Source organism: Pseudomonas sp. C6002, assembly GCF_013385805.1.
GTDB lineage: Bacteria > Pseudomonadota > Gammaproteobacteria > Pseudomonadales > Pseudomonadaceae > Aquipseudomonas.
In genome coordinates this window covers 166,617-191,593 of record NZ_JACAPH010000021.1, presented here as the reverse complement: position 1 = coordinate 191,593, position 24,977 = coordinate 166,617, and the positions used below count along the sequence as shown (strand labels likewise).

Genomic DNA, 24,977 nt, shown 5'->3' with positions numbered 1-24,977 from the left:
GCAACTTATTCCGATGAAGTGGCCTGGGGCATTCTCTTCAGTACCTGCCTGAACCCTTCCACCGGCAAGGGCCGACTGTGCAGATACCCCTGATACAAATGACACCCAAGCCCCTGCAAAAACGCCAGTTGCTCAGGGGTTTCCACACCTTCGGCAATGACGTCCAGGTTCAAGCTGCGCGCCATGGCCACAATGGCACGGATGATCTCCGCATCGTTGGGGTCATGGGTGGCGTCGCGCACAAACGACTGGTCGATCTTCAGCGCATCCACCGGCAGGCGCTTGAGGTAGGTCAGCGACGAATAGCCGGTGCCGAAATCATCCATCGCAAAACTCACGCCGAGCTTTTTCAGGCGGCGCATTTTGCTGATGGTGTCGTCCAGATTCTGGATCACGATGCCTTCGGTGATTTCCAGCTTCAGCAGGGTATAAGGCAGGTGGTGGGTGCGCAGGCTGCGTTCTACCCGTTCGACAAAATCATTCTGGCGAAACTGCCGCGGGCTGATGTTGACGCACAGGCTGAAGTTCAGCGGGTCTACCAGGCCCTCGGCAATCAACTGCGCGAAGGTGCTGCAGGCTTCGTCGAGGATCCAGGTGCCCACTTCAAGGATCAGGCCGCTGTCTTCCAGGACCTTGATGAATTCCGTCGGGGACTGTGCGCCCAACTGCGGATGTTGCCAGCGCACCAGGGCCTCGGCGCCGACGATGGTGTTGCCGCGCGCATCCACCTGGGGTTGGTAATGCACGCTGAACTCGCCGCGGGACAGGGCCAGGCGCAGGTCGGTTTCCATGCGCAGCCGCTCGCTGGCGGTTTTCTGCATGCTGTTGTGGAACATCTGGATGGTGTTGCGCCCTGAATCCTTGGCCCGGTACAGGGCGATGTCGGCGCGCTTGAGCAAATCGGCCGGGGTTGAGCCGTGATCGGGGATCAGCGCCACGCCAATGCTCGGGGTGACTTGCAGGCGGTGGCCATCCAGGAACATCGGTTCGGATAACAGTTCGCGCAGGGTATCGGCCAGCTCCTGGACCTGAGTGCTGACTTGCGGGCGCGTGCCTTCCAGGCCGCTGAGCAGCACCACAAACTCATCGCCGCCCAGGCGTGCCACGGTGTCTTCCATGCGCACACTGGCTTCGAGGCGTGCAGTGACGATCTTCAGCACCGTGTCGCCGACCGGGTGGCCGAGGGAATCGTTGATGTGCTTGAAATGGTCCAGGTCAAGAAACAGCAGGGCGCCCCGCAGGTTGTGGCGCTTGAGCAGGGCGATCTGCTGGCTCAGGCGGTCCATCAGCAGGGCGCGGTTGGGCAGGTTGGTCAGGGGGTCGTGATAGGCCAGGTGGCGAATCTGCGCCTGGGCGTTTTTCAGCAGGCTGACGTCCCGGGCGGTCAGCAACAGGCAGGGGGTTTCATTGAGGGTGATGGGCTCCACCGACACTTCAACCGCCAGCACTTCGCCGCGCTTGTTGTGCCAGAGCATTTCCAGGTGATGAATGCGGCCCTTGATCTGCAACTCGGCCAATAACGCCGCGCGCTGGTTTTCATCGGCCCAGATGCCGATCTGGTACAGCGTCAGGCCGATCGCTTCTTCGGCGCGGTAGCCGGTGAGGCGGCAGAAGCCGTCATTGACCTCCACGTAGCGCCCGGTATCGCGCTCGGTGATCGACACCGCATCGGGGCTGGAATGAAAGGCCTTGGCGAATTTCTCTTCGCTGGCCTTGAGCGCCGCTTCCGAGCGTTGCTGTTGGGTGATGTCCCGCAGGGTGGTGACGATGCAGGGTTGGTCGCTGACCTGGATCAGGCGGCTGGATATTACACAGTTCAGGGTCTGGCCGTTCTTGTGATGAACGGTGATTGCCACGTTGCTCAGGGATTGTTCGCGGATCACCTGCTCGATGCGCTGCAGGCGTTGGCTGGACTCCTCCCACAAGCCGATCTGCTCGGCGTTGTTGTTGAGCACCTCGGCGGCGGTCCAGCCGAAGGTCTGGGTGAAGGCCGGGTTGATCTCGATAAACTGGCCGGTCTCCAGGCGCGTCACGCAGATCGGGTCGGGGCTGGCGAGGAACAGGCTGGCGAATTTTTCTTCGGATGCGATCAGGCGCTGCTCCCGTTCAACCTGGTCGGTGATGTCGAGCAGGGTCCCGGCCATTCGCAACGGTACGCCCGTGTCATCGCGATACAGGCGGGCGCGGCTTTCCAGGTAGCGCGAACTGCCGTCTTCCAGTTGCACGCGGTAGGTCAGTTGGTAGTTGCCCGCCGGGCCTTCGCGCAGGGTGCGGTAGGCGTTGCGCATGCTCTCGCGCTCTTCCTGGGGCATGCCTTCAAAGAAGGCCTCGAAGGATTCGTGGAACGGTTGGGGTTCCAGCCCGTGCAGTTGGGCGGCGCGGGCCGAGCCATAGAGCATGCCGCTGGGGATGTGCCAGTCCCAGGTGCCCAGTTGCGCCGAGTCCAGGGCCAGGTCCAGGCGTTCCTGGCTGTCCTTGAGGGCCTGCTCGGCATTCTTGCGCTCGGTGGTGTCGAGGAAGGTGCTGATCAGGTAGTCCTCGCCGTCCAGCTCGACTTTCTGGGCGCTGAGGGTGCCATCGTGGACCTGCCCGTTGCTGGCGCGAAACTGCACTTCCATGGTGATGGGGGCGCCTTTGCGCTGGGTGGCCTTGACCAGATGCGCGCGTTGTTCCGGGTGTACCCAGAGGCCCAGCTCCAATGTGCTGCGGCCAATGGCATCGGCCAACGGCCAGCCGAACAGGCTTTCGAAATACTGGTTGGCTTCGCTGATCAGGCCGTCCGCCTGGCGGGTCAGCAGGACCATCAGCGGGCACAAATGGAACAGGGTGGCGAAGCGCTTTTCCGAATGGCTGAGGGCGTGTTCGCGCTCGCGCTGGTGGGTGATTTCGCGGATCACCCCGATCATTCGACGACGCCCGGCCTTGTCCGGTAGCAGGCTGCCGTTGATTTCCAGCCAGTGCAGGCTGCCATCGGGCCATTGGATACGGTGGTGCATGGCCTGGACAGCGGGTTCGCCGGCCAGCACCGCATGAAAGGCCCGGACCACCTTGGCGCGGTCCTCGGGGGCCAGCAGGTCCAGGTACTCCAGGTCTTCAGGCAGCGGCTGGCGCGGGTCGAAGCCGAACAGGGCCTGAGTGCCTCGGGACCAGCTGATCCGGCCGGTATCGATTTCCCAGCTCCAGGCGCCCAGCCGGGCAGCGTTGAGCGCCGCCAGCAGTTGCGGCGCGCTGTCCCAGCTTTGCTCCGCCTCCTGTGGGTCCAGGGCGTAGATGCGGGGCAGGGGTGGCACGGTATCGACGGGGTTGCGCATTATCAAAGGGCCTTGGCTCGATGGGCGTTCGGCGCGGGTTCCACGGTCTACGGGCCACGGCGATTCAAGCCTGATTCCCTGGCAGATCGACCTGTGCATCCAATAGGCTCATGAAAGCCCGCGCAGCGTTCGACAGCGTCCTTTCGGTGTGCACGATATAGCCTAGCTGGCGACTGAGCTGTATGCCCGGCAAAGCGATGCGTGCCACCTGGTCATCGAGCATGGTGCGCGGCAACACGCTCCAGGCAAGGCCAATGGAGACCATCATCTTGATGGTTTCCAGGTAGTTGGTGCTCATGGCGATGTTTGGCGTCAGGCCCTGGGCCTCGAACAGCCGCTGCACGATATGGTGGGTAAAGGTGTTGCCGCCGGGAAACACCGCCGGGTGCCGGGCGATGTCCGCCAGGCTGACGCTGCCGTTGCTGATCAGGCTGTGTTCCGGCGCCACCACGAAATCCAGTGGGTCGTCCCACACCGGGGTGGCCCGCACCAGCGTGTGGGGTTCCGGCGCCAGAGTGATCACGGCCACTTCGGCGCGGCCATGGAGGATTTCTTCGTAGGCCACTTCCGAGTCAAGAAACTGGATGTCCAGCGCGACATTCGGGTATTCCCGGGTGAACGTGCGCAGGACCGGTGGCAAGCGGTGCAGGCCGATGTGATGGCTGGTGGCCAGGGTGAGACGACCGCTGACCTCGCCGGTCAGGTTGGTCAGGGCGCGGCGGGTGTCGTCCAGTACATTGAGAATCTGATACGCCCGGGGCAGCAGCGCCCGTCCGGCTTCGGTGAGGCCGACTTCACGCCCCAGCCGGTCGAACAGGCGCACCTTTAATTGTTGCTCCAGGCCGGCGATGCGCTTGCTGATGGCCGGTTGGGTCAGGTGCAGGCGTTCACCGGCACCGGAGAAGCTGCCGGTCTCGGCGATGGCGATAAAGGCATTGAGGTTGGCCAAGTCCATTGTTCTATTCCAGTTGGTAATCCAAAGCATAAAAAATATGAATTTGAGTTATTTAATGTAGCGCCATACCATCAGCCTCACAAGCCAAAGGGTTATTGAATCGTTCAAGGCCCGGGGCATAGAAACACCTGATGAGGACCGCGTGATGGCCGGCAAAACGCTTTACGACAAGCTTTGGGATTCCCATGAAGTGAAACGGCGCGATGATGGGTCGTCGCTGATCTACATCGACCGTCACATCATCCATGAAGTGACCTCGCCCCAAGCGTTCGAAGGCCTGCGACTGGCCGGGCGCAAGCCTTGGCGCGTCGACTCGATCATCGCCACCCCGGACCACAACGTGCCGACCACCCCGGAGCGTAAAGGCGGGATCGACGCCATCGTCGACACCGTGTCGCGCCTCCAGGTGCAGACCCTCGATGATTACTGCGACGAATATGGCATCACCGAATTCAAGATGAATGACGTGCGCCAGGGGATCGTTCACGTGATCGGCCCGGAGCAGGGCGCTACCTTGCCCGGCATGACCGTGGTTTGCGGCGACTCCCACACCTCTACCCACGGTGCGTTTGGCGCCCTGGCCCACGGTATTGGTACCTCCGAGGTGGAACATGTATTCGCCACCCAGTGCCTCGTCGCCAAGAAAATGAAGAACATGTTGGTGTCGGTGGAAGGTGAGTTGCCTTTCGGCGTCACTGCCAAGGACATCGTCCTCGCCGTGATCGGCAAGATCGGCACCGCCGGCGGTAACGGCCACGCCATCGAATTCGCCGGCAGCGCGATTCGCGACCTGTCCATCGAAGGCCGCATGACCATCTGCAACATGTCCATCGAAGCCGGTGCCCGCGTGGGCATGGTGGCGGCGGACGAAAAGACCATTGCCTACGTCAAGGGTCGCCCGTTCGCACCTGCCGGTGCTGATTGGGACGCCGCTGTCGAAGCCTGGAAAGACCTGGTTTCCGACGCCGATGCGGTGTTCGACACCGTGGTTACTCTCGATGCCGCCCAGATCAAGCCGCAAGTCAGCTGGGGCACTTCGCCGGAAATGGTGTTGGCCGTTGACCAGAACGTGCCGGACCCGGCCAAGGAAACCGACCTGGTCAAGCGTGGTTCCATCGAGCGCGCCTTGAAGTACATGGGCTTGAAAGCCAATCAGGCGATTACCGACATCCAGCTGGATCGCGTATTCATCGGCTCCTGCACCAACTCGCGGATCGAGGATTTGCGCGCTGCGGCGGTGATCGCCAAGGGCCGCAAAGTCGCCTCCACCATCAAGCAGGCGATCGTGGTGCCAGGTTCGGGCCTGGTCAAGGCCCAGGCTGAAGCCGAAGGCCTCGACAAGATCTTCCTCGAAGCCGGTTTTGAATGGCGCGAGCCGGGTTGCTCGATGTGCCTGGCGATGAACCCGGACCGTTTGGAGTCGGGCGAGCATTGCGCGTCCACCTCCAACCGTAACTTCGAAGGGCGTCAGGGCGCCGGTGGCCGTACCCACCTCGTCAGCCCGGCCATGGCTGCTGCGGCTGCCGTCAACGGTCGTTTCATCGACGTTCGCGAATTGATCTGAGGAATACCCGATGAAAGCTTTTACTCAACACACCGGTTTAGTCGCGCCGTTGGACCGTGCCAACGTGGACACCGACCAGATCATTCCCAAGCAGTTCTTGAAATCGATCAAGCGCACCGGTTTTGGCCCGAACCTGTTCGACGAGTGGCGCTACCTGGACGTGGGCTACGCCTACCAGGACAACTCCAAGCGCCCGCTGAACAAGGACTTTGTGCTCAACGCCGAGCGTTACCAGGGTGCCAGCGTGTTGCTCGCCCGGGAAAACTTCGGTTGCGGCTCCAGCCGTGAGCACGCGCCGTGGGCCCTGGAAGAATATGGCTTTCGCAGCATCATCGCGCCGAGCTACGCCGACATCTTCTTCAACAACAGCTTCAAGAACGGCTTGCTGCCGATCATCTTGAGCGATGCCGAAGTGGATGAGTTGTTCCAGCAGGTGGAAGCCGATGTGGGCTACCAGTTGACCATCGACCTGGCGGCGCAGACCGTGACCCGTCCGGACGGCAAGGTGTATCACTTTGAAGTGGACGCCTTCCGCAAGCACTGCCTGATCAATGGCCTGGACGACATCGGCCTGACCTTGCAGGACGGCGATGCGATTGCCGCGTTTGAAACCAAACACCGGGCCAGCCAGCCTTGGTTGTTTCGCGACGCTTGATTCCATGTAGACCGGACTGGCCCCTTCGCGAGCAAGCCCGCTCCCACATTTGATTGCATTTCAACTGAAGGAACTCGGTCGAATGTGGGAGCGGGCTTGCTCGCGAAAGGGCCAGCAACAGCAACACAAAAACCAGGGACATCATCATGACCAGCACTGCCCACACCCAAGTCGTGCAAAAACAATTCGGCGAACAGGCCTCGGCCTACCTGAGCAGCGCAGTACATGCTCAAGGCACCGAGTTCGCGCTGCTCCAGGCCGAACTGGCCGGGCAGGGCGCTGCACGACTGCTGGACCTGGGTTGCGGCGCCGGTCACGTGAGTTTCAACGTGGCACCGTTGGTTAAAGAAGTGGTGGCGTACGACCTGTCCCAACAGATGCTTGACGTGGTCGCCGCCGCTGCCGTGGACCGTGGCCTGGACAACATCCGCACCGTGCACGGCGCCGCCGAGCGCCTGCCGTTTGCCGGTGGCGAATTCGACTTCGTGTTCAGCCGCTACTCGGCGCACCATTGGAGCGACCTGGGCCTGGCCCTGCGTGAAGTGCGCCGGGTGCTCAAGCCGGGTGGCGTGGCCGCGTTTGTGGACGTCTTGTCACCGGGCAGCCCGCTGTTGGACACTTACCTGCAAACCGTCGAAGTGCTGCGCGACACCAGCCACGTGCGTGACTATTCCGCCGGCGAGTGGATGCGCCAGCTCAGCGAAGCCGGTTTGCATGTGCGCAACAGCAGCCGCCAGCGCCTGCGCCTGGAATACACCTCGTGGGTCGAGCGCATGCGCACCCCAGAGGTATTGCGTGCCGCGATCCTGGAGCTGCAAAAGGCGATGGGCCAGGAAGTGCGCGATTATTTCGAGATTCAAGCCGACGGCACCTTCAGCACCGACGTGCTGGTGGTGTGGGCCGAACGCTGATTAATTTTTCCCGACCTGCCCACGTGCGGGTCGCTTGATGAAATGAGGAACCCATGAGCAAGCAGATTCTGATTCTCCCTGGCGACGGCATTGGTCCGGAAATCATGGCCGAAGCGGTCAAGGTGCTGGAAGTGGCTAACGCCAAGTACAGCCTGGGCTTCGAACTGAGCCACGACGTGATCGGCGGCGCGGCCATCGACAAGCACGGCGTGCCTCTGGCCGACGAAACCCTGGAGCGTGCCCGCGCAGCCGACGCCGTGCTGCTGGGCGCCGTGGGTGGCCCGAAGTGGGACAAGATCGAGCGTGACATCCGCCCTGAGCGCGGCCTGCTGAAGATCCGTGCGCAACTGGGCCTGTTCGGCAACCTGCGCCCGGCGATCCTTTACCCGCAACTGGCGGACGCTTCCAGCCTGAAGCCGGAAATCGTCGCGGGCCTGGACATCCTGATCGTCCGCGAACTGACCGGCGGTATCTACTTCGGCTCGCCACGGGGCGTGCGCGAGTTGGAAAATGGCGAGCGTCAGGCCTACGACACCCTGCCGTACAGCGAGAGTGAAATCCGCCGTATTGCCCGTGTCGGTTTCGACATGGCCCGTGTGCGTGGCAAGAAGGTCTGCTCGGTGGACAAGGCCAACGTATTGGCGTCCAGCCAGCTGTGGCGTGAAATCGTCGAGGAAGTCGCCAAGGACTACCCGGACGTCGAGCTGAGCCACATGTACGTCGACAACGCCGCCATGCAGCTGGTGCGTGCACCGAAGCAGTTCGACGTGATCGTCACCGACAACCTGTTCGGCGACATCCTGTCCGACCAGGCCTCGATGCTCACCGGTTCCATCGGCATGCTGCCGTCGGCCTCCCTGGATGCCAACAACAAGGGCATGTACGAGCCGTGCCACGGTTCGGCGCCGGACATCGCCGGGCAGGGCATTGCCAACCCGTTGGCGACCATTTTGTCGGTGTCGATGATGCTGCGTTACAGCTTCAACCTGACCGATGCCGCGGATGCCATCGAGCAGGCCGTGAGCCTGGTGCTCGACCAGGGCCTGCGCACTGGCGACATCTGGTCCCAGGGTTGCACCAAGGTCGGTACGCAAGAAATGGGCGACGCAGTAGTCGCCGCGCTGCGGAATCTGTAATCTCTCGGGCCCGCTTGCAGATGTTGCTGCAAGGCGGCCCACTTTTGAACAAGGTGTAGTTGCGATGAAACGTGTAGGTCTGATCGGTTGGCGCGGTATGGTCGGTTCCGTGCTCATGCAGCGGATGCTGGAAGAGCAGGATTTCGATCTTATTGAGCCGGTGTTTTTCACCACCTCCAATGTAGGTGGTCAAGGGCCGTCCGTGGGCAAGGACATTGCTCCGCTCAAGGACGCCTACAACATTGAAGAACTGAAGACCCTCGACGTCATTCTGACCTGCCAGGGTGGCGACTACACCAGCGAAGTCTTCCCCAAGCTGCGCGAAGCCGGCTGGCAGGGTTACTGGATCGACGCCGCTTCCAGCCTGCGCATGCAGGATGACGCGGTGATCGTGCTGGACCCGGTCAACCGCAAGGTGATCGACCAGCAACTGGACGCAGGCACCAGGAACTACATCGGCGGCAACTGCACCGTCAGCCTGATGCTGATGGGCCTGGGCGGCTTGTTCGAAGCCGGCCTGGTGGAGTGGATGAGCGCCATGACCTATCAGGCGGCCTCCGGTGCCGGCGCGCAGAACATGCGTGAACTGATCAAGCAGATGGGCGCGACCCACGCCGCTGTCGCCGACCAACTGGCTGACCCGGCCAGCGCGATCCTCGACATCGACCGCCGTGTGGCCGAGGCCATGCGCAGCGAGGCCTACCCGACCGAGAACTTCGGTGTGCCATTGGCCGGCAGCCTGATCCCGTGGATCGACAAGGAACTGCCTAACGGCCAGAGCCGTGAAGAGTGGAAGGCCCAGGCCGAGACCAACAAGATCCTCGGTCGCTTCAAGAGCCCGATCCCGGTGGACGGTATCTGCGTGCGCATCGGCGCCATGCGTTGCCACAGCCAGGCGTTGACCATCAAGCTGAACAAAGACGTGCCGATCGCCGATATCGAAGGGCTGATCAGCCAGCACAACCCTTGGGTCAAGCTGGTGCCGAACAACCGTGATATCAGCATCCAGGAACTGAGCCCGAACAAGGTGACCGGTACCCTGAATGTGCCGGTTGGCCGTCTGCGCAAGCTGAACATGGGGACGCAGTACCTGGGTGCGTTCACCGTCGGCGACCAACTGCTGTGGGGCGCGGCTGAGCCGTTGCGTCGCATGCTGCGGATCTTGCTGGAGCGGTAATCGCTGCTGGTAATAAGAAACCCGCGTTCTGGTGACAGGCGCGGGTTTTTTATTGCGCGCTCGGGCCTCTTCGCGAGCAAGCCCGCTCCCACATTTGATCGCATTTCAACTGAAGAAACTCGCTCGAATGTGGGAGCGGGCTTGCTCGCGAAGAGGCCATCAGCCACACCACAACCCCCAGGTTAATTGCCTCACCCCCAGCCACCCGGTAAAGTGCCGCTCCCCCCGCAATGCCCGAGGCAGCCCCCATGACCCAGACCTTTGATATTGCCGTGATCGGCGCCACCGGCACCGTTGGCGAAACCCTGGTGCAGATCCTCGAAGAGCAGGACTTCCCGGTAGGCAGCCTGCACCTGTTGGCCAGCAGCGAGTCGGCCGGGCATTCGGTGCCGTTTCGGGGCAAGAACGTGCGGGTGCGGGAAGTCGATGAATTCGATTTCAGCAAAGTCCAACTGGTGTTCTTCGCCGCCGGCCCTGCGGTCACCTTGAGTTTTGCCCCGCGCGCCATCGCTGCGGGCTGCACCCTGATCGACTTGTCCGGCGCCTTGCCGGCCGATCAGGCGCCGCAGGTAGTGCCGGAAGCCAACGCGCAGATCCTCGATGGCCTGAAAAAACCTTATCAGGTCAGCAGCCCAAGCCCGTCGGCCACTGCCCTGGCCGTGGTGCTGGCGCCACTGCGCGGCTTGCTGGACATTCAGCGCGTCAACGTCACCGCCAACCTCGCCGTTTCCGCCCAGGGCCGTGAGGCTGTCAGCGAACTCGCCCGGCAGACCGCCGAGTTGCTGAATGTGCGCCCGCTGGAGCCGAAATTCTTCGACCGGCAAATGGCCTTTAACCTGCTGGCCCAGGTCGGCAAGCCTGACGCGCAAGGCCACACCGCCCTGGAAAAACGCCTGGTGCACGAATTGCGCGCCGTGCTGGAAATGCCTTTGCTAAAGATTTCCGTCACTTGCGTTCAAGCCCCGGTGTTTTTTGGCGATAGCCTGACTGTGTCACTGCAATTGGGGGCAGCGGTGGATCTCGCTGCCGTCAACCGTGCCCTGGACTCGGCACCGGGTGTCGAATTGGTGGAAGAGGGCGATTACCCCACGGCTGTGGGCGATGCGGTCGGTCAGGACGTGGTCTACGTGGGCCGGGTTCGTGCCGGTGTTGATGACCCTGCGGAACTAAATATGTGGCTGGCGTCAGATAACGTACGCAAAGGGGCGGCACTGAACGCCGTACAGCTGGCGCAGTTGTTGATAAAAGGCCTTGTGTAAAAGATACTTGGCGGCAATTTGTAGATTGATTCTAGCCAAGCGCTATGCTTGGCCCCAAGCTGGAAAAATTGCGCGTCGGTGACCTATCGGCTCGCCATGCCTAATGGCAGCGGTTACCCACCTTCTCGCCGGCCGGGGAGTGTTCAAAAAGGATGAGGCTATGGTTCAAGTTCGCAAACTGGTGTTAGCAATAGCGGCCGCCTCGGCGCTGTCCTCCGGTATGGCGCAAGCACTGCAGCTTGGGGAGATGACCCTCAAGTCGAAGCTGAACCAGCCGCTGTCGGTGGAAATCGAGTTGCTCGATGTCGGTGGCCTGACCGCCTCCGAGATCACCCCCAGCCTCGCGTCGTCCCAGGCCTTTGTGGATGCGGGCGTCGATCGCCAGGCGTTCCTGAACGACCTGACCTTTACCCCGGTGGTCAATCCCAACGGCCGCAGTGTGGTGCGTGTCACCTCCAGCAAGCCGCTGCCGGATTCCTACGTGCGTTTCCTGCTGCAGGTGCAATGGCCCAACGGCCGCCTGATGCGCGACTACAGCGTGTTGCTGGACCCGGCCAAGTTCGACCAGTCGACCCCGGCCGCCGGTGCACCTGCACCCGCGCCACGCTTGAGTGCGCCCGCGACGACGGCTCCGGCAGTCACCAAGGCCAAGGAACACACCACGACTTCCCGTGACACCTTGTGGGAAATCGCCGCGAAAAACCGCAATGGCGCCTCGGTGCAGCAGACCATGCTGGCCATTCAGGCGCTGAACCCTGACGCCTTTATCGACGGCAACATCAACCGCATGAAAACCGGCCAGGTCCTGCGCCTGCCGGATTCGGGGCAAAGCACCAGCCTGCCGCAGCCCGAGGCGATTGCTGAAGTGACGGCGCAAAACGCGGCGTGGCGCGAGGGCCGCCGTGGCGGCAATCAGCTCGCCGGCAAGGCGCAGCTGGACGCGACCAAGCGTACCCAGGCGGGTAATGCGCCGTCGCAGACCAATACCAAGGACAATTTGAGCCTGGTCTCGGCCGAAGCGGCCAGGAAAGGCGGGAAGGGCGCGGCGGGCGACAGCCGGGCCTTGAACAACAAGCTGGCGGTGACCCAGGAAAGCCTGGATTCGACCCGTCGCGAGAATGAAGAACTGAAAAGCCGCATGGCTGACCTGCAAAGTCAGCTGGACAAGCTGCAGCGGCTGATCGAGCTCAAGAACAACCAACTGGCCAAGTTGCAGACCCCGGGTGGCGCTGCGGCGCAGCCTGCTGCAACGGCGGCGATGCCGGCCGAGCTGGCTGCACAACCGGCGGCGCCGGCAGCGGCAGCTCCGGCAGCAACCCCCGCGGCTGCGCCGGTCGAGACCCCGGTCAAGCCGGATGCGGCGCCTGCCAGCACTGAAGGTAAATTCAATGACCTGCTGACCAACCCGATCGTGCTGGGGGTGATCGGCGGCGCAGCGGGTTTGCTGGTGCTGTTGCTTCTGCTGCTGTGGGCCCGTCATCGCAATGCGCGCCTTGAAGAAGAAAAGCACCTGCGCATGGCACGGGCCCTGGCTGAAGAGCCGGAATTTGCGCCGAACATTGATCACGATCTGCCATCTGACAGTTTCGAAGGCCTTGATGTACCGCCGCCGAACGTCAAGCTGGCTCCAGCTCCAGCTCCAGCTCCAGCTCCAGCTCCAGCTCCAGCTCCAGCTCCAGCCCCGGCGGCGGTGGTTGCCCCGGTGATTGCGCCGGTGGTCGCACCTGTTGCTGTGCAGCGTCCGACCGACGCCCTGGCGCAAGCCCAGTCGCATATCGACCGTGGCCACCTGAACCAGGCTGCGGAAGTGCTGGAAGATGCAATCAAGCAAGAGCCCGCCCGCAGTGACCTGCGTCTCAAGCTGATGGAAGTCCACGGCTTGCAGGGCAACAAGGACGGGTTTGTCACCCAGGAGCGCCAACTGGTCGCCAATGGCGACAACCATGCCCAGGTCGAACAGCTGAAAAGCCGCTTCCCGGCCATGGCCGTGTTCGCAGCAGGCGTCAGCGCTGCCGTTGCCGCTGCCGCTCTCGACGCCCAATACGTCAAGGACCTGCTCAAGGACGAACCGGCACCGCCTGCACCTGAGCCTGCGCCGGACGCGTTTGACACTGACTTCGACCTCAGCCTGGACGATCTGGAGGCTGCTTCGCCAGCCGTGGTCCGCCCGACGTCGGACGACGACCTTAGCTTTGAATCGGTGCTGCAACAGCAGACCGAGGCCAAGGCCAGTGCGGAAGACCTCTCGGATTTCGACCTGGACCTGCAACTCGATCCACCCTCGTCGGCCCAGTCCGACGACGACTTCCTCTCCGGCCTTGAAGACCAGATGAAGGACCTGCCGCCGGTAGAGCCGCCGACACTGACGCCGGCCGACCTGGACGACCTCGACCTGCCGGAGGATTTCGACCTGTCCCTGGCCGACGAGCCCGAGGCGCCCGCAGCGGCCAAGCCGGACGCGTTTGCGTCGGAGCTTGATGATGTCAACGCCGAGCTGGATCGCCTGTCGCAAAGCCTGGAACATCCGCCAATCGAACCGTCCTTCACCGCCGACGACGCGGCGTTGGGTGGCGATGAGCCGGAATTCGACTTCCTCTCCGGTACCGACGAAGTGGCCACCAAGCTCGACCTGGCGCAGGCCTACATCGACATGGGCGATGCCGACGGGGCGCGGGACATTCTTGGCGAGGTGCTCAAGGAAGGCGATGACGGTCAGAAGGGCGAGGCCAAGGAAATGCTCAGCCGGCTGGCTTGATACGCGCGGTAAATACAACGGCAGCCTTCGGGCTGCCGTTTTGCCATCCAGGCACCAAACCCATGGCGTCCCAGGCGCGCGGCCTTATAATGGCCGCTTTTGCGCAACTCATCAGGCTCTCAGTTCTTGGCAAATATAGATAACGCGGCCGCCGAAATGGCGGCCGCAGGCTTTTTCAGAATCGCCCTGGGCGTGGAATACAAAGGCTCGCGCTATCGTGGCTGGCAACGCCAGGCCTCCGGTGTGCCGACGGTGCAGGAAACCCTGGAGAAGGCCCTGTCGAAAGTCGCCGACTCACCGGTGTCGCTGATGTGCGCCGGGCGTACTGATGCCGGCGTGCACGCTTGCGGGCAAGTGGTGCACTTTGACACTCAGGCCGAGCGCTCGATGAAGGCATGGGTGATGGGCGCCAATATCAACTTGCCCCACGACGTCAGCGTCAGTTGGGCCAAGGTGATGCCGGCGGACTTTCACGCGCGCTTCAAGGCCATCGCCCGGCGTTATCGCTATGTGATCTACAACGATCAGATCCGCCCGGCCCATCTCAACGAAGAAATCACCTGGAACCACCGCCCGCTGGACGCCGAGCGCATGGCCGAGGCGGCCCAGCATCTTGTAGGTATCCACGATTTCAGCGCGTTCCGTGCCGGCCAGTGCCAGGCCAAGTCGCCGATCAAGGAAGTCCACCACCTGCGGGTGACGCGCCACGGCAAGATGATCGTGCTGGATATCCGCGCCGGCGCGTTCCTGCACCATATGGTGCGCAATATCGCCGGGGTGCTGATGACCATCGGTACCGGCGAACGCCCGGTGGAATGGGCCAGGGAAGTCCTGGAAAGCCGGATTCGCCGTACCGGCGGCGTCACGGCGCATCCGTTCGGCCTGTACCTGGTGGATGTGGAGTACCGCGACGAGTTCGAATTGCCCCAGCGATTCATCGGGCCACACTTCCTCACAGGTTTCAGCGAACTTGGCGGCTGACGCCCTCAAAAGCATTTGTTACCATCCGGGACTTTCCCCGACACGCCCTGAGGTTTCATCGACATGTCTGCCGTTCGCAGCAAGATTTGCGGGATTACCCGCATAGAAGACGCGTTGGCGGCGGTCGAGGCGGGGGCCGATGCCATCGGTTTCGTGTTTTATGCCAAAAGCCCGCGGGCGGTGAATGTGTTGCAGGCGCGGGCGATCATTGCCGCGTTGCCGCCGTTCGTGACCACCGTGGGGTTGTTCGTCAACGCCAGCCGCTGCGAGCTCAATGAAACCCTCGACGCCGTGCAACTGGACATGCTGCAGTTCCATGGCGATGAGAGTCCGGACGAGTGCGAGAGCTACCAGCGCCCGTACATCAAGGCGCTACGGGTCAAGGCCGGGGACGATATTGCTGCGGCATGCGCTGCCTATGGCGGGGCTCGCGGGATTCTTCTCGACACCTACGTCGAAGGCGTTCCCGGTGGTACTGGCGAGGCGTTTGACTGGTCGTTGATTCCCGAAGGGTTGAGCAAGCCGATTATCCTCGCGGGCGGCCTGAATCCGGACAACGTGGCCAGTGCCATCCAGCAGGTTCGGCCGTATGCCGTGGACGTCAGCGGCGGGGTAGAGCAGGGCAAGGGCATCAAGGATCACGCAAGGATTCGCGCATTCATGCAGGCCGTGCGCGACAGCAGCGGGACGATGTGACGGCTGGCAGTCTGCCGCCGTCCATAACTACCACTGTGTAAAACAGCCCGGCGCCGCCTGTGGGAGGCCCGGAAATGAAGTGGCAACCCTGCACGGCAGGTTGTCTGGAAGGCTGAGGGCACAGGCAGGAAATGGCTGGTCGAACGTCTGACCCCGTCCAGTTTGTGTCATCGCCACATATGAATTTAGCTCAAGGGCATACGCGGGGCTGTGTTCAAGCCACCGGTACTGGAGAAAGAAAGCATGAGCAACTGGTTAGTAGACAAACTGATCCCTTCGATCATGCGTTCCGAGGTGAAGAAAAGCTCGGTTCCTGAAGGTCTTTGGCACAAGTGCCCATCCTGCGACGCGGTGCTGTACCGCCCGGAGCTGGAAAAGACCCTGGACGTTTGCCCCAAGTGCAATCACCACATGCGTATCGGCGCCCGCGCCCGCATTGATATTTTCCTCGACGCCGATGGTCGCTCCGAGCTGGGCGCTGACCTGGAGCCGGTTGACCGTCTGAAGTTCCGCGACGGCAAGAAGTACAAGGACCGCCTGACCGCGGCCCAGAAGCAGACCGGTGAAAAGGACGCGCTGATTTCCGTCAGCGGCAAGCTGCTGGGCATGCCGGTGGTGGTTTCGGCCTTCGAATTCTCCTTCATGGGCGGCTCGATGGGCGCCATTGTCGGTGAGCGTTTCGTACGTGCCGCCAACTACGCGCTGGAAAACCGTTGCCCGATGATCTGCTTCGCCGCCTCCGGTGGTGCGCGGATGCAGGAAGCACTGATCTCGCTGATGCAAATGGCCAAGACCTCCGCGGTACTGGCGCGTCTGCGCGAAGAAGGTATTCCGTTCATCTCCGTGCTGACCGACCCGGTCTACGGCGGTGTGTCCGCCAGCCTGGCGATGCTGGGTGACGTGATCGTCGGTGAGCCGAAGGCGCTGATCGGCTTTGCCGGCCCGCGTGTTATCGAGCAGACCGTTCGCGAAAAACTGCCGGAAGGTTTCCAGCGCAGCGAGTTCCTGCTTGAGCACGGCGCGATCGACCTGATCATTCCGCGCGGCGAACTGCGTCCGCGCCTGGGTAGCCTGCTGGCGCAAATGATGGGCCTGCCGACACCTGTGTACGTCGCGCCTAAAATCGAGCCGATTGTCGTGCCACCGGTGCCTGCAAACATATGACCCAACGTACCCTGGGCGAATGGCTCGCCTACCTTGAGCAGTTGCATCCGTCAGCCATCGACATGGGCCTGGAGCGCTCGCAACAGGTAGCGGCCCGTCTCGGGTTGGGCCGGCCGGCGCCGCGTGTGATCACGGTGACCGGCACCAACGGCAAGGGCTCTACCTGCGCCTTTGTCGCGGCCTTGCTGCAAGCCCAGGGCCTGAAGGTCGGCGTGTACAACTCGCCGCACCTGCTGCGCTACAACGAGCGGGTGCAGCTCAATGGCGTCGAAGCCACTGACGAGCAACTCTGCGAAGCCTTCGCCGCACTTGATGCCGGGCGTGGCGAGATTTCCCTGACCTATTTCGAGATGGGCACCCTGGCGGCGTTCTGGCTGTTCGAGCGTGCGCCGCTGGATGTAGTGGTGCTGGAAGTCGGCCTGGGTGGGCGTCTGGACACGGTCAACGTGGTGGATGCCGACCTGGCGCTGATTACCAGTATTGGCGTCGACCATGCGGACTACCTGGGTAACACCCGTGAGTCCGTGGCCTATGAAAAAGCCGGGATCTTCCGCCAGGGCAAGCCTGCACTGTGCGGCGACCTGGACCCGCCGCATACCTTGCTGGACAAGGTGCGCGAGCTGGATTGCCCGTTCTTCCTGCGTGGGCGTGATTTCAATCTCGAGATTGGCGACCAATTCTGGCAATGGCGCGGGCTTGACGCGCGCGGTCAAACCGTCGAGTTGCGCGACTTGCCACTGCTGAACCTGCCGATGGAAAACGCCGCGCTCGCGCTGCAAGCCTACCTGTTGCTGGATTTGCCCTGGCATGCCGAGCAGATTGCCGCTACGTTGCAGGCTACTCGCGTGGTGGGGCGCCTTGACCGGCGCACGTTCGACTGGGAGGGCAAGCGCCTGAACCTGCTGCTAGATGTGGGGCATAACCCTCACGCCGCTGAATACCTGGCCAGGCGCCTGGCACGCACGCCGCCCGCCGGTCGCCGCCTCGCGGTGTTCGGGTTGTTGTCCGACAAGGACCTGGACGGCGTGGTTGCACCCTTGCTGGGCGACGTCCAGGCCTGGGCGGTTGCACCGCTGGATACGTCCCGCAGTCGTCCTGCCATCGAGTTGCAGGTTGCCTTGCAGAACCTTGGCGCGTCCGTGACGTCCCATGCAAGCGTGACAGCCGCCCTGGAAGCCCAGTGCGCGGTTGCGACGCCTGAGGATGAGATTCTGTTGTTCGGATCATTTTATTGTGTTGCCGAGGCGCTCGAATGGTTGGCCCGGCGCTCCACGGAGGAAGCTGCACATGGCATTACTGGATAGCGCATACAAGCAGCGAATGGTTGGAGCCCTGGTCCTGGTGGCGTTGGCGGTGATTTTCCTGCCGATGCTGTTTTCCCGTCAGGATGAGCAGCGCCAAGTGACCGTTGAAGCGCCAGCTGCGCCCCAGGCGCCTGCGGTGCCTCAGGTTCAGGTTGAGCCGGTGGTGGTTCCCGAGCCGCAAGCGCTGCCGGAAGAAGAGCCGGTGCCGACCGATGACGAAGTGGCTGCACAGCAAGCGCCGTCGATGCCGGTGCAGCCGAGCGTGCCGGTGGTTAAGCCTGCGCCTGCTGCGCCTGCTGCTCCTGCAGTTGCTGCGAAGCCTGCGGCGCCGGCGCCAGCACCAAAACCTGTGGCCCCGCAACCTGCGGCACCGGGCAAGCCGGACGTGGGCCAGAGCCGTATTGACCCGAATGGCTTGCCGATCAGTTGGTCGATCCAGCTGGCCAGCCTGGCTAACCGCGAAAGTGCTGATGCGTTGCAGAAGAAGCTGCGCACCCAGGGTTACAACGCCTATATCCGCAGCGCCGATGGCAAGAACCGGGTATTCATCGGGCCGCTGATCGAGCGGGCTGAAGCCGATCGCTTGCGGGACCTGTTGGATCGCCAGCAGAACCTCAAGGGTTTTGTGGTTCGCTTCCAGCCCGAAAAAGGCTGAGGCTGCAAGGATTCAAGCTGGGATGCGGTCAATGTGGGAGCGGGCTTGCTCGCGAAGCGGTGTATCAGTCAGCAGATTTATTGGCTGCCCCACCGCCTTCGCGAGCAGGCCCGCTCCCAAAAGTGTTTTGGGTGTGCCGCAACAGGCCGGTTTCCCCTATAACTCATTGATTTCAAATGCACTGCCAATCACAGCTTACCGATAGCCCAGCGCTCTGCTAAAATGCGCCGCCTTATCCGTCTGTAGGCTGAACTGTGCCATTTACCTGGGTTGATTGGGCGATCGTTGCAATCGTCGCCATCTCCGCTTTGATCAGTCTGAGCCGCGGCTTCGTCAAAGAAGCATTGTCGCTGCTGACATGGATCATCGCAGGAGTTGTAGCCTGGATGTTCGGCGGTTCATTGTCTGTCTACCTGGCCGGATACATCGAGACACCTTCGGCTCGCGTCATCGCGGGCTGCGCCATCATGTTCATCGCCACGTTGTTGGTGGGGGCAATGGTCAATTATCTTATCGGCGAATTGATACGCGTCACCGGCCTCTCCGGGACCGATCGATTTCTCGGCATGGCCTTCGGCGCCGCGCGTGGCGGCTTGCTGGTGGTCGTGGCGGTCGGGCTGTTGAGCCTGGGGCCGGTACAGCAGGATTCGTGGTGGCAGGAGTCGGTACTCGTGCCAAAATTTCTATTGGTTGCAGATTGGTCCAAAAACCTCATTTTGGGGTGGAGCAGTCAGTGGCTGGCCAGCGGGATCAGCGTACCCGCTGATCTTCCGTTCAAGGAACACCTCTTGCCGGCCAAAACGCCTCAGTAAGTTGTGTTCAGTCAAGATTCATTAAGTAGGGGTTGCGTCGCATGTGTGGCATCGTCGGTATCGTCGGTAAGTCGAACGTGAATCAGGCGCTGTATGACGCGCTAACCGTCCTCCAGCACCGCGGCCAGGATGCTGCCGGTATTGTGACCAGCCACGACGGCCGGTTATTCCTGCGCAAGGACAATGGTCTGGTGCGTGACGTGTTCCATCAGCGCCACATGCAGCGCCTGGTCGGGCACATGGGCATTGGCCACGTGCGCTACCCGACAGCGGGCAGCTCGACCTCGGCCGAAGCCCAGCCGTTCTACGTCAACTCGCCCTATGGCATCACCCTGGCGCACAACGGCAACCTGACCAACGTTGAACAACTGGCCAAGGAGATTTACGAATCTGACCTGCGCCACGTCAACACCAACTCGGACTCCGAAGTACTGCTGAACGTGTTCGCCCACGAGCTGGCCCAGCGCGGCAAGCTGCAGCCGACCGAAGAAGACGTGTTCGCTGCCGTGACTGACGTGCACAACCGCTGCGTCGGTGGCTATGCGGTAGTGGCGATGGTGACCGGCTACGGTATCGTCGGTTTCCGCGACCCCCACGGCATCCGCCCGATCGTGTTCGGCCAGCGTCATACCGACGAAGGCGTCGAGTACATGATCGCTTCCGAAAGCGTGTCCCTGGACGTGCTGGGCTTTACCCTGATTCGCGACCTGGCGCCGGGCGAAGCGGTCTACATCACTGAAGACGGCAAGCTGCACACCCGTCAGTGCGCACTGAACCCGAAACTCACCCCGTGCATCTTCGAGCACGTCTACCTGGCGCGTCCGGATTCGATCATCGACGGTGTTTCGGTGTACAAGGCGCGCCTGCGCATGGGCGAGAAGCTGGCGGACAAGATCCTGCGCGAGCGCCCGGATCACGACATCGACGTGGTTATCCCGATCCCGGACACCAGCCGCACCGCTGCGCTGGAGTTGGCGAACCACCTGGGCGTGAAATTCCGCGAAGGCTTCGTCAAGAACCGTTACATCGGCCGTACCTTCATCATGCCTGGCCAGGCTGCGCGCAAGAAGTCGGTGCGCCAGAAGCTCAACGCGATCGAGCTGGAGTTCCGCGGCAAGAACGTGATGCTGGTGGATGACTCCATCGTACGCGGCACCACCTGCAAGCAGATCATCCAGATGGCCCGCGAAGCCGGTGCGAAGAACGTTTACTTCTGTTCCGCCGCGCCTGCCGTGCGTTACCCGAACGTGTACGGCATCGACATGCCGAGCGCCCACGAACTGATCGCCCACAACCGTTCGACCCAGGACGTTGCGGACCTGATCGGCGCCGACTGGCTGATCTACCAGGACCTGCCGGACCTGATCGAAGCCGTCGGTGGTGGCAAGATCAAGATCGAGGAGTTCGATTGCGCGGTGTTCGACGGCAAGTACGTCACCGGCGATGTCGACGAGGCCTACCTGAACAAGATCGAGCAGGCCCGTAACGATTCCTCGAAGATCAAGACCCAGGCGGTCAGCGCGATCATCGACCTGTACAACAACTGAGTAGACACCGGCCCTGAGGGGCCGGTTTTGTATCTTTGATAAAGCATTCGAGTTGAGGAGTAGAGCATGAGTCAGGAATGGGATGCCGGTCGCTTGGACAGCGACCTCGATGGCGTAGCTTTCGATACCCTGGCTGTGCGCGCCGGCCAGCACCGCACCCCGGAAGGTGAGCACGGTGACCCGATGTTCTTTACCTCCAGCTATGTGTTCCGCACTGCGGCCGATGCCGCTGCGCGTTTTGCCGGTGAAGTGCCGGGCAACGTTTATTCGCGTTACACCAACCCGACCGTGCGCGCGTTCGAAGAGCGTATCGCCGCGCTGGAAGGCGCCGAGCAAGCTGTCGCCACTGCCACGGGCATGGCCGCGATTCTCGCGGTAGTCATGAGCCTGTGCAGCGCCGGTGACCACGTCCTGGTATCGCGCAGCGTGTTTGGTTCGACCATCAGCCTGTTCGAAAAGTACTTCAAGCGTTTTGGTATTGAAGTCGACTACGTGCCGCTGGCGGACCTGTCCGGCTGGGACGCGGCCATCAAGGCCAACACCAAATTGCTGTTCGTCGAGTCGCCGTCCAATCCATTGGCCGAGCTGGTGGACATTGCCGCATTGTCCGAAGTGGCCCACGCCAAGGGCGCGATGCTGATCGTCGACAACTGCTTCTGCACCCCTGCATTGCAGCAGCCGCTGAAGCTGGGCGCAGACATCGTTGTGCACTCGGCCACCAAGTTCATCGACGGCCAGGGCCGTTGCATGGGGGGCGTGGTTGCCGGCCGCAGCGAGCAGATGAAGGAAGTGGTGGGCTTCCTGCGCACCGCCGGCCCGACCCTGAGCCCGTTCAACGCCTGGATCTTCCTTAAAGGTCTGGAGACCCTGAGCCTGCGGATGAAGGCCCATTGTGCCAACGCCCAGGCCCTGGCCGAGTGGCTGGAGCAACAGGACGGTATCGAGAAGGTCCACTACGCCGGCCTCAAGAGCCACCCGCAACACGAGTTGGCCCAGCGCCAGCAACGTGGTTTCGGCGCCGTGGTGAGTTTCGAGGTCAAGGGCGGCAAAGAGGGCGCCTGGCGCTTTATCGATGCGACTCGCCTGATCTCCATCACCGCCAACCTGGGTGACAGCAAGACCACTATCACTCACCCGAGCACCACCTCCCACGGCCGCCTGGCGCCGCAGGAGCGTGAAGCTGCCGGGATTCGTGACAGCCTGATCCGCATTGCCGTGGGCCTGGAAGACGTCGCTGACCTGCAGGCCGACCTGGCCCGTGGGTTGGCTGCCCTGTGATCGAGTGGTCCATGGAAGCGGCGAGCGCCAGTAACGGGCGGGTCGCGCTGGTGACCGGCGCGGCGCGGGGCATCGGCCTGGGGATTGCCGCCTGGTTGATCAGCGAAGGCTGGCAGGTGGTATTGACGGACCTGGACCGTGAGCGCGGTTCCAAGGTGTCCAAGGTGCTCGGCGACAACGCCTGGTTTATTACCATGGACGTGGCCGATGAGCGGCAGGTTGCCCAGGGCGTGGCCGAGGTACTTGGCCAGTTCGGGCGCCTGGATGCGCTGGTGTGCAATGCCGCCGTGGCCGACCCGCGCAACATCACCCTGGAAAGTCTCGACCTGGCTTACTGGAATCGTGTACTGGCGGTGAACCTCAGTGGTCCCATGTTGCTGGCCAAGCACTGTGCGCCCTACCTGCGGGCCCACGGCGGCGCCATCGTCAACCTGGCGTCGACCCGGGCACGCCAGTCGGAACCGGACACCGAAGCCTATGCGGCGAGCAAGGGCGGTTTGCTGGCCCTGACCCACGCGTTGGCTATCAGCCTCGGGCCGGAAGTACGGGTCAATGCCGTCAGCCCGGGCTGGATCGATGCCCGTGACCCGGCTGCACGCCGTGCCGAGCCGCTGACGGATGCGGATCACGCCCAGCACCCGGCGGGCAGGGTAGGCACTGTGGAAGACGTAGCGGCGATGGTGGCGTGGTTGCTGTCGCGCAATGCCGGGTTTGTCACCGGGCAAGAGTTCGTCGTCGACGGCGGCATGAGCAAGAAGATGATTTACACCGAGTAGGGCGGGTCGCGGTCCTGAAGCAATTTTGTCTTTTTCAGAAAAACTTCAAGCAGGCTATTGACTTAGGTCCGCTACCTGCGTAAATTTCGCGGCCTCAACGAAGCAAAGGGTGATTAGCTCAGCTGGGAGAGCATCTGCCTTACAAGCAGAGGGTCGGCGGTTCGATCCCGTCATCACCCACCACTTCTTGAGAGTTTTGCTTCAGGGCAAGACGCAACGTTAAAGGTTGCACCGACGCGCAGCGGTAGTTCAGTCGGTTAGAATACCGGCCTGTCACGCCGGGGGTCGCGGGTTCGAGTCCCGTCCGCTGCGCCATATTTTCCAGGTCTGATGTTTCAGATTTGAGATTGAACAGCCAAGGCTGGTCAGTCAGATGTTTGAAGGCGGTTGAAGGTGACACTTCAGCAGTCTGAGCGATACGCAGCGGTAGTTCAGTCGGTTAGAATACCGGCCTGTCACGCCGGGGGTCGCGGGTTCGAGTCCCGTCCGCTGCGCCATATCTGTTCCAGGGCCCACTGAACGCCCTGAGACGCCAAAGCAAGCCGCTGGCTTGGTTGGATCGATAGCAAAGACCCTGGTCGAAAGACCGGGGTTTTTTGTGTCTGCGATTTGGTGCCGGCGCGGCAAGTACAGGGGCCGGCAAGCCAGCCCCGTGGTCCGGGGTCAGAATCCCAGCTTGTCCCGCAACCCGTAATACCAGGCCCCCAGCGCCGCAAACGGCGTGCGCAGCAGTTGTCCGCCGGGGAAGGGGTAGTGCGGCAGGCCGGCAAACGCATCAAAACGTTCTGCCTGGCCTCTCAGCGCTTCCGCCAGTACCTTGCCCGCCAAGTGGGTATACGTCACGCCATGGCCGCTACAGCCCTGGGAGTAGTAGATGTTATCCCCCAGGCGACCGACCTGCGGCAGGCGCGACAAGGTCAGCAGGAAATTGCCGGTCCAGGCGTAGTCGATCTTCACGTCCTTGAGCTGCGGGAAGGCCTTGAGCATCTTCGGCCGGATGATCGCCTCGATATTCGCCGGGTCACGCGCGCCGTACACCACGCCACCGCCGAAGATCAGGCGCTTGTCGCTCGTCAGGCGGTAGTAGTCCAGCAGGTAATTGCAGTCCTCGACGCAGTAATCCTGCGGCAGCAGCGTCTTCGCCAGTTCATCGCCCAGTGGCGCGGTGGTAATCACCTGCGTACCACACGGCATCGACTTGGCCGCCAGTTCCGGAACCAGGTTCCCCAGATAGGCGTTGCCTGCAACAATAATGAACTTGGCCCTGACCTTGCCGTGCGCCGTATGCACTACCGGATTGGCGCCGCGCTCGATGCGAGTCGCCGCCGACTGCTCATAAATCGTGCCGCCCAGGGACTCCACGGCTGCCGCTTCGCCCAGCGCCAGGTTCAGGGGGTGAATGTGCCCGCCGCTCATGTCGAGCAGGCCGCCCACATAGTTGTCACAGGCGACCACTTCTCGAATGCGCCGCTCGTCCAGCAGCTCCAGCTGGGTGTGGCCGTAGCGCTCCCACAGGCGCTTCTGCGACTCCAGGTGGCCCATGTGCTTGCTGTTCAGTGCCGCGAACACACCGCCGTCCTTCAGATCGCACTGGATCTGATACTTGGCCACCCGCTCCCGAATGATCCTGCCGCCTTCAAATGCCATGTCGCCGAGTAATTTCGCCTGCTGGGGGCCGACACTGCGCTCGATCACATCGATATCACGGCTGTAGCTGTTGACGATCTGCCCACCATTGCGGCCCGACGCGCCAAAGCCTACCTTGGCAGCTTCCAGCACTGTCACGCGAAAGCCGTTTTCCAGCAGGAACAGCGCACTGGACAGGCCGGTATAACCGGCGCCAATCACGCAAACATCGGTTTCAACTTCACCTTGCAGCTCTGGGCGAGGAGGTACCGCATTCGCAGACGCGGCGTAATACGACTGGGGGTAGGGGGTGTTCGCCATCCTGGAACCTCTGTTTTATATTTTTTACGAGTGCGCCGATCCTACCTGAGTTGAAAATCCGCTGCCAGCCGCCGGAAAATACCGTTGTGCTGGC

19 protein-coding genes and 3 tRNA genes are annotated in these 24,977 nt (G+C 62.3%); 19 read left to right on the top strand and 3 right to left on the bottom strand.

All coding sequences use genetic code 11. The annotated features are described in order from the left end of the window. Positions 1-5 precede the first annotated feature (5 nt). Together HX817_RS14790 and HX817_RS14785 are read right to left on the bottom strand one after the other, a co-directional pair. Positions 6-3,311, bottom strand: coding sequence for a bifunctional diguanylate cyclase/phosphodiesterase (locus HX817_RS14790; protein ID WP_003212653.1), 3,306 nt, complete (start codon positions 3,309-3,311; stop codon positions 6-8). A gap of 64 nt (positions 3,312-3,375) precedes the next feature. Beyond that, positions 3,376-4,266 carry a LysR family transcriptional regulator gene (locus HX817_RS14785; protein WP_003212656.1) on the bottom strand — a complete coding sequence of 297 codons (891 nt, stop codon included), beginning with the start codon at positions 4,264-4,266 and terminating at the stop codon, positions 3,376-3,378. Positions 4,267-4,411: 145 nt separating this feature from the next. On the opposite strand from HX817_RS14785, the gene leuC reads away from it, so the two are divergent. The 19 genes from leuC (at position 4,412) to HX817_RS14690 (ending at position 23,433) form a co-directional block, all read left to right on the top strand. Beyond that, positions 4,412-5,830, top strand: coding sequence for a 3-isopropylmalate dehydratase large subunit (gene leuC, locus HX817_RS14780; protein WP_008438759.1), 1,419 nt, complete (start codon positions 4,412-4,414; stop codon positions 5,828-5,830). Positions 5,831-5,840: 10 nt separating this feature from the next. Then, entirely contained in the window at positions 5,841-6,485 is a 645-nt protein-coding gene (leuD, locus tag HX817_RS14775) for a 3-isopropylmalate dehydratase small subunit (RefSeq protein ID WP_003212660.1), read from the top strand. Between the two features lie 146 nt (positions 6,486-6,631). Continuing rightward, positions 6,632-7,396 carry a class I SAM-dependent methyltransferase gene (locus HX817_RS14770; protein ID WP_177040483.1) on the top strand — a complete coding sequence of 255 codons (765 nt, stop codon included), beginning with the start codon at positions 6,632-6,634 and terminating at the stop codon, positions 7,394-7,396. A 53-nt stretch (positions 7,397-7,449) separates the two neighbouring features. After that, positions 7,450-8,532: a 3-isopropylmalate dehydrogenase gene (gene leuB, locus HX817_RS14765; protein WP_003212664.1), complete on the top strand. Its 1,083-nt coding sequence runs from the start codon at positions 7,450-7,452 to the stop codon at positions 8,530-8,532. Between the two features lie 64 nt (positions 8,533-8,596). After that, positions 8,597-9,709, top strand: a complete 1,113-nt coding sequence (gene asd / locus HX817_RS14760) for an aspartate-semialdehyde dehydrogenase (RefSeq protein ID WP_003212667.1) — start codon at positions 8,597-8,599, stop codon at positions 9,707-9,709. Between the two features lie 248 nt (positions 9,710-9,957). After that, entirely contained in the window at positions 9,958-10,968 is a 1,011-nt protein-coding gene (locus HX817_RS14755; protein ID WP_177040482.1) for an aspartate-semialdehyde dehydrogenase, read from the top strand. A gap of 160 nt (positions 10,969-11,128) precedes the next feature. Then, the gene (locus HX817_RS14750) at positions 11,129-13,723 is read left to right on the top strand and encodes a FimV family protein (protein WP_177040481.1); all 2,595 of its coding nucleotides are present in this window, start codon (positions 11,129-11,131) and stop codon (positions 13,721-13,723) included. A 156-nt stretch (positions 13,724-13,879) separates the two neighbouring features. Then, entirely contained in the window at positions 13,880-14,704 is an 825-nt protein-coding gene (gene truA / locus HX817_RS14745) for a tRNA pseudouridine(38-40) synthase TruA (RefSeq protein WP_003212671.1), read from the top strand. Between the two features lie 63 nt (positions 14,705-14,767). Further along, positions 14,768-15,400 (top strand): phosphoribosylanthranilate isomerase, encoded by a 633-nt coding sequence (locus HX817_RS14740; protein ID WP_003212673.1) that lies wholly within the window; start codon positions 14,768-14,770, stop codon positions 15,398-15,400. A gap of 243 nt (positions 15,401-15,643) precedes the next feature. Continuing rightward, entirely contained in the window at positions 15,644-16,564 is a 921-nt protein-coding gene (accD, locus tag HX817_RS14735) for an acetyl-CoA carboxylase, carboxyltransferase subunit beta (RefSeq protein WP_003212675.1), read from the top strand. Beyond that, positions 16,561-17,868, top strand: a complete 1,308-nt coding sequence (gene folC, locus HX817_RS14730) for a bifunctional tetrahydrofolate synthase/dihydrofolate synthase (RefSeq protein WP_177040480.1) — start codon at positions 16,561-16,563, stop codon at positions 17,866-17,868. Before accD ends, folC begins: the two co-directional genes overlap by 4 nt. Beyond that, complete coding sequence (locus HX817_RS14725) at positions 17,852-18,523, top strand: SPOR domain-containing protein (protein ID WP_177040479.1); 672 nt, start codon at positions 17,852-17,854, stop codon at positions 18,521-18,523. The genes folC and HX817_RS14725 overlap by 17 nt, the downstream gene beginning before the upstream one ends. A gap of 254 nt (positions 18,524-18,777) precedes the next feature. Further along, positions 18,778-19,335 carry a CvpA family protein gene (locus HX817_RS14720; protein WP_003212681.1) on the top strand — a complete coding sequence of 186 codons (558 nt, stop codon included), beginning with the start codon at positions 18,778-18,780 and terminating at the stop codon, positions 19,333-19,335. 41 nt (positions 19,336-19,376) lie between these two features. Then, positions 19,377-20,882, top strand: coding sequence for an amidophosphoribosyltransferase (purF, locus tag HX817_RS14715; protein ID WP_003212683.1), 1,506 nt, complete (start codon positions 19,377-19,379; stop codon positions 20,880-20,882). 66 nt (positions 20,883-20,948) lie between these two features. Beyond that, positions 20,949-22,160: an O-succinylhomoserine sulfhydrylase gene (locus HX817_RS14710; protein WP_008438742.1), complete on the top strand. Its 1,212-nt coding sequence runs from the start codon at positions 20,949-20,951 to the stop codon at positions 22,158-22,160. 11 nt (positions 22,161-22,171) lie between these two features. Next, a complete protein-coding gene (locus HX817_RS14705) occupies positions 22,172-22,936 on the top strand; it encodes an SDR family oxidoreductase (RefSeq protein WP_003212687.1) in 765 nt (254 codons plus the stop codon). Positions 22,937-23,043: 107 nt separating this feature from the next. Beyond that, a tRNA-Val gene (locus tag HX817_RS14700) sits at positions 23,044-23,119 on the top strand. A 55-nt stretch (positions 23,120-23,174) separates the two neighbouring features. Beyond that, positions 23,175-23,251, top strand: a tRNA-Asp gene (locus tag HX817_RS14695). A 105-nt stretch (positions 23,252-23,356) separates the two neighbouring features. Beyond that, positions 23,357-23,433, top strand: a tRNA-Asp gene (locus tag HX817_RS14690). Positions 23,434-23,599: 166 nt separating this feature from the next. On the opposite strand, the gene HX817_RS14685 is transcribed toward HX817_RS14690, so the two are convergent. After that, positions 23,600-24,883 (bottom strand): FAD-binding oxidoreductase, encoded by a 1,284-nt coding sequence (locus tag HX817_RS14685; protein ID WP_003212689.1) that lies wholly within the window; start codon positions 24,881-24,883, stop codon positions 23,600-23,602. Between the last annotated feature and the right edge of the window lie 94 nt (positions 24,884-24,977).

Coding starts and splice junctions, on each gene's coding strand:
- HX817_RS14685 (WP_003212689.1), bottom strand. CDS start 24,883: ATGGCGAACACCCCCTACCCCCAGTCGTATTACGCCGCGTCTGCGAAT.
- accD (WP_003212675.1), top strand. CDS start 15,644: ATGAGCAACTGGTTAGTAGACAAACTGATCCCTTCGATCATGCGTTCC.
- HX817_RS14790 (WP_003212653.1), bottom strand. CDS start 3,311: ATGCGCAACCCCGTCGATACCGTGCCACCCCTGCCCCGCATCTACGCC.
- truA (WP_003212671.1), top strand. CDS start 13,880: ATGGCGGCCGCAGGCTTTTTCAGAATCGCCCTGGGCGTGGAATACAAA.
- HX817_RS14755 (WP_177040482.1), top strand. CDS start 9,958: ATGACCCAGACCTTTGATATTGCCGTGATCGGCGCCACCGGCACCGTT.
- HX817_RS14740 (WP_003212673.1), top strand. CDS start 14,768: ATGTCTGCCGTTCGCAGCAAGATTTGCGGGATTACCCGCATAGAAGAC.
- HX817_RS14750 (WP_177040481.1), top strand. CDS start 11,129: ATGGTTCAAGTTCGCAAACTGGTGTTAGCAATAGCGGCCGCCTCGGCG.
- leuD (WP_003212660.1), top strand. CDS start 5,841: ATGAAAGCTTTTACTCAACACACCGGTTTAGTCGCGCCGTTGGACCGT.
- HX817_RS14770 (WP_177040483.1), top strand. CDS start 6,632: ATGACCAGCACTGCCCACACCCAAGTCGTGCAAAAACAATTCGGCGAA.
- HX817_RS14725 (WP_177040479.1), top strand. CDS start 17,852: ATGGCATTACTGGATAGCGCATACAAGCAGCGAATGGTTGGAGCCCTG.
- HX817_RS14705 (WP_003212687.1), top strand. CDS start 22,172: ATGGAAGCGGCGAGCGCCAGTAACGGGCGGGTCGCGCTGGTGACCGGC.
- HX817_RS14785 (WP_003212656.1), bottom strand. CDS start 4,266: ATGGACTTGGCCAACCTCAATGCCTTTATCGCCATCGCCGAGACCGGC.
- folC (WP_177040480.1), top strand. CDS start 16,561: ATGACCCAACGTACCCTGGGCGAATGGCTCGCCTACCTTGAGCAGTTG.
- leuB (WP_003212664.1), top strand. CDS start 7,450: ATGAGCAAGCAGATTCTGATTCTCCCTGGCGACGGCATTGGTCCGGAA.
- leuC (WP_008438759.1), top strand. CDS start 4,412: ATGGCCGGCAAAACGCTTTACGACAAGCTTTGGGATTCCCATGAAGTG.
- purF (WP_003212683.1), top strand. CDS start 19,377: ATGTGTGGCATCGTCGGTATCGTCGGTAAGTCGAACGTGAATCAGGCG.
- HX817_RS14710 (WP_008438742.1), top strand. CDS start 20,949: ATGAGTCAGGAATGGGATGCCGGTCGCTTGGACAGCGACCTCGATGGC.
- asd (WP_003212667.1), top strand. CDS start 8,597: ATGAAACGTGTAGGTCTGATCGGTTGGCGCGGTATGGTCGGTTCCGTG.